Annotated in this window: 10 protein-coding genes and 1 pseudogene; 3 read left to right on the top strand and 8 right to left on the bottom strand. The window is 74.0% G+C overall.

Annotation, left to right across the window (positions count from 1 at the left end):
- Positions 1-108 precede the first annotated feature (108 nt).
- Positions 109-1236 (top strand): sorbosone dehydrogenase family protein, encoded by a 1128-nt coding sequence (locus tag I59_RS10420; RefSeq protein ID WP_022903818.1) that lies wholly within the window; start codon positions 109-111, stop codon positions 1234-1236.
- A gap of 119 nt (positions 1237-1355) precedes the next feature.
- Here I59_RS10420 and I59_RS10425 read toward each other — a convergent pair whose 3' ends face one another.
- Both I59_RS10425 and I59_RS10430 read right to left on the bottom strand, forming a co-directional pair.
- Complete coding sequence (locus I59_RS10425; RefSeq protein WP_022903819.1) at positions 1356-2228, bottom strand: NAD(P)-dependent oxidoreductase; 873 nt, start codon at positions 2226-2228, stop codon at positions 1356-1358.
- Between the two features lie 192 nt (positions 2229-2420).
- A complete protein-coding gene (locus tag I59_RS10430) occupies positions 2421-2909 on the bottom strand; it encodes a DUF4126 family protein (protein ID WP_022903820.1) in 489 nt (162 codons plus the stop codon).
- Between the two features lie 107 nt (positions 2910-3016).
- Between I59_RS10430 and I59_RS10435 the strand changes: the two genes are divergently transcribed.
- The gene (locus I59_RS10435) at positions 3017-3481 is read left to right on the top strand and encodes an SRPBCC family protein (RefSeq protein WP_022903821.1); all 465 of its coding nucleotides are present in this window, start codon (positions 3017-3019) and stop codon (positions 3479-3481) included.
- Between the two features lie 34 nt (positions 3482-3515).
- Complete coding sequence (locus I59_RS10440; protein ID WP_022903822.1) at positions 3516-4166, top strand: NAD(P)H-binding protein; 651 nt, start codon at positions 3516-3518, stop codon at positions 4164-4166.
- 58 nt (positions 4167-4224) lie between these two features.
- On the opposite strand, the gene I59_RS10445 is transcribed toward I59_RS10440, so the two are convergent.
- The 6 genes and pseudogenes from I59_RS10445 to I59_RS22830 all read right to left on the bottom strand — a co-directional run.
- Complete coding sequence (locus I59_RS10445; RefSeq protein ID WP_022903823.1) at positions 4225-4623, bottom strand: VOC family protein; 399 nt, start codon at positions 4621-4623, stop codon at positions 4225-4227.
- A gap of 66 nt (positions 4624-4689) precedes the next feature.
- Positions 4690-5385, bottom strand: coding sequence for a YafY family protein (locus I59_RS10450; protein WP_022903824.1), 696 nt, complete (start codon positions 5383-5385; stop codon positions 4690-4692).
- 97 nt (positions 5386-5482) lie between these two features.
- Positions 5483-6331, bottom strand: coding sequence for a glycosyltransferase family 2 protein (locus tag I59_RS10455; RefSeq protein WP_022903825.1), 849 nt, complete (start codon positions 6329-6331; stop codon positions 5483-5485).
- A gap of 71 nt (positions 6332-6402) precedes the next feature.
- The gene (locus I59_RS20905) at positions 6403-7431 is read right to left on the bottom strand and encodes a matrixin family metalloprotease (RefSeq protein WP_148286167.1); all 1029 of its coding nucleotides are present in this window, start codon (positions 7429-7431) and stop codon (positions 6403-6405) included.
- A gap of 55 nt (positions 7432-7486) precedes the next feature.
- Complete coding sequence (locus I59_RS10465; protein ID WP_022903827.1) at positions 7487-8173, bottom strand: response regulator transcription factor; 687 nt, start codon at positions 8171-8173, stop codon at positions 7487-7489.
- A pseudogene (locus tag I59_RS22830) lies at positions 8170-8439 on the bottom strand (sensor histidine kinase); the annotation flags it as partial. The pseudogene I59_RS22830 and the gene I59_RS10465, both read right to left, overlap by 4 nt.

Raw genomic sequence — 8439 nt, forward strand, 5'->3', positions numbered from 1 at the left:
AAACATAACAGCCCCTCCCGTCGGTCCGGTGGTCGCGCTGAGCGCCCGTACAGGCTCCTCCCGACCGGAGCGTGTGCAATCAGGGCACGAACCCCGGGGAGGCACGCCGTGCACACGAACACCCGCCGCATTTCGTCCGCACTCGGCGCAGCCGCGGTCACCGCCCTCGTCCTCGCGGCGTGCACCGACGGAGGAGTCCGGACCCTGCCGCGGACGGAGACCGCAGGACCGGCGCCCTCCGCCACAGCGGAGGTCGAGTCGCTGGCACCCGACGGCGAGCCCTCCGACGTCGTCACCGGCCTGGACGCGCCGTGGTCGGTGGTCCGGACGGGTGACGGCGCCGCCGCCCTCGTGAGCGAGCGCGACTCGGCACGGGTGATCGAGATGGCCGCGGACGGCACGACCCGCACGGTGGGGACCGTCCCGGGAGTCACCCCGGGCGGCGAGGGCGGCCTGCTCGGCCTCGCACTCCACGACGGCGGTCTCTACGTGTACTCGACCGCCGCGGACGGCAACCGCATCCAGCGCTTCGAGCTCACCGGCAGCGTCGGGTCGTACGGCCTGGGCGAGGCGACGACGATCCTCGACGGACTGCCGTCGAGCGGCATCCACAACGGCGGGCGCATCGCGTTCGGACCGGACGGCATGCTCTACGCGAGCGTCGGCGACGCCGGCGACGGACCCGACGCGCAGGACCGGGACTCGCTCGCGGGCAAGATCCTCCGGATGACCGCGGACGGGAGCGTCCCGGCCGGCAACCCGTTCCCCGACTCGCTCGTGTGGAGCCTCGGGCACCGGAACGTGCAGGGCATGGGCTGGGCGGAGGACGGCACGATGTTCGCCGCGGAGTTCGGGCAGAACACGTGGGACGAACTCAACGTCGTCGAGGAGGGCGCGAACTACGGCTGGCCGGAGGTCGAGGGCACCGGCGGGACGGCCGCCGGCTTCGTGGACCCGGTGCAGCAGTGGGCGACGAGCGATGCCTCCCCGAGCGGCCTGACCGTCATCGGGGACACCGTGTTCGTCGCGAACCTCCGGGGGGCCTCGGTCCGGGCGGTCCCGGCCGCCGACCCGTCGCGGTCGACGACGTGGTTCGCCGGTGACTTCGGTCGGATCCGGACGGTCCTCGCCGGGCCCGACGGCGCGCTCTGGTTCGTCACGAACAACACGGACGGCCGGGGGACCCCGCAGGCGGACGACGACCGCATCGTGTCCGTCCCGCTCGCGAGCCGCTGAGCACGTCCGATCGCCCCGCGGTGCCGCGTCCCGAGACCCGGCCCGGCGGACACGGTCCGCGCTGCAGGCCGCGGAACTGTCCGCCGGCCCGGGTCTCGCAGGGCGACGGTCGCGAGCCGTCAGCCAGCGAGCGGCCGCGCCACCTCGACCTCGCCGTTGTCCACGAGCCACCGCACGGCGTCGAGCACCGTCTCGGACGCCGTGTACGCCGGTGCGTACCCGAGCAGCCGCCGCGGCTTGTCGGTGCTGAACACCTGCGATCGCGACAGGTGCTCCCAGCTCGCGTGCGCGTCCTCGCCAGCCGTGGTCTCGCGGAACCGGTCCCACGTGACGGACTCGATCCGGGCCTCCTGGCCGAACCACGACGCGACCAGGTGCGCGTACCCGCGCACGGTGAGGGCCGTGTCGGCCGTGACGAAGAAGTCCTCGCCCACGGCCTCTGCGCGGTGCTCGACCGCGAGCTGGAACGCCTGCGCGACGTCGTCGGCGTGCACGTGGGCCATCGACTCGGCGCCGAGACCCGGCACCTCGATCGCCGCACCCGCGGAGAGCTTCGTGATGACCGTGGTGTCCAGGTTGCCGAGCGGACCGATGGGCACCCAACCGGGACCGCTGATGTGGCCGGGGTGGAGGGAGGTCGTTGCGACACCGCCCGAGGCGGTTTCCTCCTTGTACAGCCGCGCGATGGCGTCCTTCTGCGTGCCGTACTCACCGAACGGCGGGGTCGCGACCTCCTCGGTGATCGGGAGGACGTGGGACACCCCGGCCCGCCAGATCGACCCGCAGTGCACGAGGTGCGTGTCCGACCCGCGGAGCGCGTCGAGCAGCGCGCGAGCGGAGTCGATCGTGAAGCAGACGAGGTCGATGACGGCGTCCGGCCGCAGCCCGGCGATGCGCGCGCCGAACGTGCCGTCACGGTCCTCCTGCTCGCGGTCGGCCGTGATCCGCTCCCGCTGGTGCTGCTCGTCGCGGTGTCGTTCATGCCCGCGCACCGGCGCCGCGCGGAAGCGCCCGCTGCTGCGGAGGCGGCAACCGCCTGAGACGGTTCCACTGCCGGGCGATCACGAGACTCGCGCACAGCGACACCTCTCGTGGGCCTGGGCACGAGAGGTGTCGCTCACCCCGAGACTCGGGTCGTCGCCGCAGCGCGCGTCGGCGCGTCGCCGCGGCGCGAGCGGCGCGCGTCAGTCGGCGGTGACGGCCTTCACGGAGCCGGCGATCACCGCGGCGTCCTCGGCGAGCGCCACCACCGGGTCGGGCAAGTGCGTGACACCGCCGACGGCCTTGCGGGCGGCCCAGCCGACGACGCTGCCGACCACGGCGCCGACCGCGCCGAGGATCGCGCCCTCGACCACGAGGTTCCGACGCCCGGTCGTACCGAGCGCGGCCCCCGCGAGCGCGCCCGAGGCGACGCGGCCGAGGATCGCCGGGAACGCGATGCGGCTCGGCGTCGACGGGAGCTTGTCGCCGATGAGCTCGCCGACCGCACCGGCGACGAGCAGTCCGCGGCCGAGCGGCGTCGCGAAGACCTTCCAGTCCTGCCACGCGCCGGAGAGCTCCTTGTTGTCGTGGTTCAGCGCGAGCACCGCGAGGGGGGTGGCGCTGCGGCCGCCGCTCAGGACGCCGAGGGCGAGCGTGCGGACGAGGGTGTTCTGTTCGTGGTCGGTGCTCATCGGTGTCTCCTCACCTGGCTGACGCGTCACCTGGCTGACCGCGTCGTGGTCCGTCGGAGACGCTACGCACCCTGTGCTGGGAGCCGTTCTGGTCCTACCATCGGCGCATGAGCACGATCACCGTGGAACGTCGTGTGCGCGTCGAGGCACCGCCGGCCGTCGTCCTGCCGCACCTCGCGGACCTCACGCGCTGGCGGTCGTGGTCGCCGTGGGAGGGCGCGGACCCCGACCTCCACCGGGAGTACACGGGCGACCCGGGCTCGGTCGGCGCGACGTACGCCTGGTCGGGGAACCGGAAGGCCGGTGCCGGGACCATGCGGGTCACCGAGGTCGAGCCCTCCGGCGTGGGCGTCGCGCTCGACTTCACGAAGCCGTTCCGGTCGAGCAACGTGATCCGGTTCGACCTCACGCCGAGCGGCACCGGCACCGGCACCGGCCCCGGCACCGACGTCGTCTGGCGGATGGAGAGCCCGCGGACCTTCATGACCCGGATCTTCCCGCTCGAGAAGCTCGTCGGGCCGGACTTCGAGAAGGGCCTCCGGCAGCTCAAGGCCACCGTGGAGCGCGGCTGAGTCGCTCGGATCGGCTCCGGGTACCGTGCGATCGATGAGCAACGTCATCCTCTTCGGCGGTCACGGGAAGGTCGCGCTCCTCGCGACGAAGATCCTCAGCGACCGCGGCCACACCGTCACGTCCGTCATCCGGGACCCCGACCAGTCGGACGACGTCCGGGCACACGGGGGCGAGCCCCGCGTCGCGGACATCCAGGAGCAGACCCTCGAGTCCTTCACCGACCTCGTCCGCGGGCACGACGTCGTGGTGTGGTCGGCAGGCGCCGGTGGCGGGTCCGTGGACCGGACGTGGGCCATCGACCGGGACGCCGCGGTGCTGACCGTACAGGCAGCGGCTCGTGCCGGCGTCGACCGCTACGTCATGGTGTCGTGGTCCGGCTCGGTCCTCGACCACGGCGTGCCGCAGGACGACGACTTCTTCGCGTACGCGCAGTCGAAGTACGTCGCGGACGCCGTGCTCCGCGACTCCGGGCTCGCCTGGACCGTGGTCGCGCCGAGCACCCTCACCGACGACGAGCCGACCGGTCGCGTCGACTGGGACGGCTCGTCGTCCGAGGTGCCGCGCGGCGACGTCGCGCACGTGGTCGCGGACGTCGTCGAGGACCCCGGGACCGCTGGTCACACGGTGCGGTTCAACGGCGGCTCCACGGAGATCGCCGCGTTCCTCCGGGCCGCGGCGGAGTGAGCCACAGCCGGCCGGACCGCGTCCGGCCGGCCCCCACCAGTCGGTCGCGGTCTGCCGGTCAGCCGCCCGCTGTCCAGCCGCCCGTCGGTCGGCTGAACAGGTTGACGACGGTGCCGTCGGGGTCGCGGAACAGCGTCGAGCGGTTCCCCCACGGCATCGTCGTCGGCTCGAGGACGACGTCGTGGAGCACGTCACGCAGTCGCGCGAACTCGGCGTCCACGTCGGCCACCTCGAACTCGACGAGCACCGAGTCGTTGCTGCTCGGGCGCGGAGCCCGGTCGCCGAGCACCGCCACGGTGGCGGTGGAGCCGATCGCGAGCGTGGGGCCGTGCTCCCCGCCGCGGAACTCGGCGAACACCGGCGCCGGACGGTGTGCCGAGGTGCCGGTCACGTGCTCGTAGAAGGTGACGAGCCGGTCGAGGTCGTCGGTGATGATGCGGATCGAAGCGAATGCCATGCGGGCAGTGTGCAGCGCGTCCGCGACACCGTCCTGTCGGTGATCCCGCCGAGGTGACGGAGGCGGTCAGTCCTCGACCACGTGCCGCGTGGTGCCGTACGGGATGTCGAGGTCCGCGGCGCGGAACGGCCGGAGCGGTGCGTGCTCGCCGGTCGGTTCGAGCGTCACGATCCGTCCCGTGCGGAACGCCCGGACCGCTCGGCGGAGACGACACCAGGCGACGAGGTACCAGACGCCGTCGCGGACGACGTACCCGAGGGGCTCGACCTCGCGGTCGCTCGGCTCGCCGTCGCGGTCGCGGTAGCGGAGTCGGAGGACCTGCCCGTCGCGCAGCGCAGCGGCCACGACGTCTGCGGGAGCATCCTCGTCGTCGGGTTCGAGGAACGCGATCCGACGAGCGACGGCGAGCGACTCCGCCAGCCGCTCGTCCCGGGTCGCCGCGTGCACCTTGCCGAGGGCACGCGCAGCGGCGTCGCGGAAGGGTCCGTTCGCGAGCGCGCCGAGTCCGACCGTGACCGCGAGCGCCTCGTCCGCGGTCAGACCGAGCGGCGCCAGGGTGTGCTCCCGGTCCAGGCAGTACCCGCCCGTCCGCCCCGGCTCGGCCCAGATCGGCACCCCGGCCTGCTGCAACGCCGAGAGGTCGCGTTCGATCGTGCGCACGCTCACCTCGAACCGCTCGGCGAGGCGTCGGGCGCTGAGCGGTCGCGGCGCGACCGCTCGGAGCGCTTCGACCAGTGCGTAGAGCCGGTCGGTGCGGTTCACGGGGTGACCAGACGCCGGACGGGAGGCACGGTGCGGCCCCTCCACGGGCCTCCCGGTCGAAACGCGGTGGCCACGGTCGCGACCGTGCGGCGAGGGGTCATCCCACGATCGTAGGTCCGGCCACGGACGCCTCTGCCGGGGCGGGACCGTCAGCGCGGACCGGAGCGGTCACCGCCGCCCCGGTGGGCGTCCCACCCGTCGGCACCGGGCGGGTCTCGTGCCGGAACCGCCGCAGCAGCCGGGCGGGCGGCACGGCACGGCGCCACGACACCGCGAAGGTGTGCACAGCCCTCTGGACCCGCCGGAGCATCCCGCTCCGGTCCCGGACCGGGTCGCCCGACACCGAGACGACGAGCGCCCGGTCGAGCACGGTCCGCCAGCGCGGGTCGAACTGCAGCGAGAGGTCGACGTCGTCGTGGACCATCGGGTCGTGGCGGTGCACGCGGTGCCGGACGGCGAGCCAGGCGGTCCGTCGGAACAGCGCGTTCGAGCCGAACAGCGGCGGTCGTCCGAGCGCTCCGGCCATGAGCACGAAGTACGCGCGCATGTAGGCGGTCCGCCAGAACGCCGAGGCGACGGGACCGAGCCCCCGGAACGCCCCGGGGCCGGCCACGGCCGTCACGAGCGGGTCGGCGAACCAGGGGAGTGCGCGTCCGAGCCAGTCCTCGGGCACGACCGTGTCCGAGTCGATCCGGGCGATCACGTCCCCGGTCGCCGCGTCGTAGCCCGTGCTCGCGGCGGCCGCGATGCCCGGGAACGCCTCGCGCACGACCCGGGCTCGGGCGTCGAGCGCGACGCGGACACTGTCGTCGGAGCTCCCGTTGTCGACCACGACCACCTCCTCCGCCGACCGGGTCTGCCGCGCGATCGCGGCGAGGCACGTGCGCAGCTGCTCGGCGTCGTCGAGCACGGGGACGACGACCGTGACGGTCGGGAGCGCTGCCATGCGTCCAGCGAACCAGGGCGGGTCTGGGCGGCCGAGCCGGAGGGCCGGGGAGCGCGGCCGCGCCCGACCGCTCAGTACTTCGCCGCGATGCCCGTCATGTCGCCGAGCCCGAGCGTCCGCGATCCGGTCGCGCAGGTGCCGCCGGACGGCTCCATCACCTGGCCGGTGCCGCTCGCCACGTGGCCGAGGCCGTACAGGTGGCCCCACTCGTGCGTCGCGACGGCCTGCATGTCGTACCGGCTGCCCGAGCACGTGGCGGTGGAGGACCACGAGTACCGCGTCGCGTACCGCTGGTCGGCCTCGCGTGCGACACCGTTCTGGTCGTACCAGACGCACGTCACGCCGAGCGTGCCGGCCGGGAGCGCACCCCAGCCCATGACGCTGTACCCGTTGTTCGTCGCGCACCCGCCGTCCTTCGTGAGGTCGGGCGCCTGCGTGGCCTCGCGGACGAAGCTCTCCCGCGCCGAGGACGTCACGGTGGTGCCGCACGACGTGATGGTCCCGGTCCAGGCGTCCGCGGCGGCCCGGAGTGCGTCGTCGCCGTAGGTCGTGCGCGTCCCGCTCGGGTTGTAGTACCACTGCACGGTGCTCGACCACCGGTAGTCGTTCTGCGTGTTGGCCTTGCTCGTGCACTTCGTCGAGGCCGCGCTCGGACGCACCGTCACCGCGCCGGTGTCCGCAGTGTCCGCGGTGTCCGCGGTCCCGAGGGTCGAGCGTTCCGCCTGCCGGACGGCCGACGGCGAGCCCTGCCACGCCTCGCCGACCCGGACCGCGACGCCGGAGTTCCCGGTGTTCGTCACGACGACCTCGGGCAGCTCCTCGGCACCCGCGGCCGCGACGCTCAGTGCTGCGACGGACTCACCGCGTGCGGGGACGGCGAACGTGCGGCCGTCGGCGAGCCGGACGGTGCCGGTCGACGTGGTGCACCCGGACTCGAGCGTGCGGAGGCTGAGCGTGCCCGACGGACACGACGCGCCTGCCGTCGGCGACGTGGCTGCGACGGCCGGCGACGCGGACACCACCCCGGCCCCGACGAGCGTGGCGGCGAGTGCGGCGGCCGCGGTGGCCGCGGACGTCCACGGCATGGTTCGAACGGGCATGGTCGTGCCTCCCCCGGCCGAGGCCCTGTCCTCCGCCGTCCTGGTCGCGCCAATGCTAGGCGGGACGGCCGTCCTCCGCACCCGGCACCGCGACCACGCGGTTCTGGTACGCCCAGACCACCGCCTGCAGCCGCGACCGCACCCCGAGCTTCGGCAGCATCCGTGCGAGGTGCGACTTCACCGTCGACACCTCCACGACGAGCGCGGCAGCGATGTCCTCGTTCGACATCCCCTGGGCGAGGAGCAGCAGCACGTCACGCTCGCGGGCGGTGAGCAGCCCGTCGGCGCGGGCGCCCGTCACGGGCTGGAGGCTCCGGCGGGACACGAACTCCCGCAGTACCCGACGGGTGAGGGCCTGGTCGAGGGTGCCGTTCCCCGCCGCCACCTGCCGGACCGCCCCGGTGATGGTGTCGGGGTCGGCGTCCTTGAGGAGGAACCCGGACGCACCCGCCTCGAGGGCGCCGAACACGTAGTCGTCGAGGTCGAACGTCGTCAGCATGAGCACCGGCACCTCCGGATCGGCCCCCGGTGCGCAGAGCTCGCGGGCGACCTCGATGCCGTTCCGGACCGGCATCCGGACGTCGAGGCACGCGACGTCCGGACGGGTCCGTCGGGCGGCCTCGAGTGCTTCGCCGCCGTCAGCGGCGACCGCGACCACCTCGAGGTCGGGCTCCGCGTCGAGCAGGGCCGTCACGCCGGCACGGACGAGCGGCTGGTCGTCCGCCACCAGGACCCGGATCACGGCCGCACCTCCGTGGCGGGCGTGAGCGGTGCCTCCCGGCCGAGCGTCAGCTCCACGAGCCAACCGCCTCCGTCCTGCGGACCGGCCTGGAGGCGCGCCCCGACCAGGTCTGCCCGCTCACGCATCCCACGCAGTCCGTTGCCGCCGGCGGCGGCCCCGCCGCTGCCGGGCAGCGTCGGCGCGCCGTTCGCGACACGCACCACGAGCTGCTCCGCAGCGCGGTCGTCGACGGTGACGGTGCACGGGGCGCCCGGGGCGTGCAGCAC

The organism is Curtobacterium sp. B8, from assembly GCF_000333315.1.
In the GTDB taxonomy this organism is placed as follows: Bacteria; Actinomycetota; Actinomycetes; order Actinomycetales; family Microbacteriaceae; genus Curtobacterium; species Curtobacterium luteum.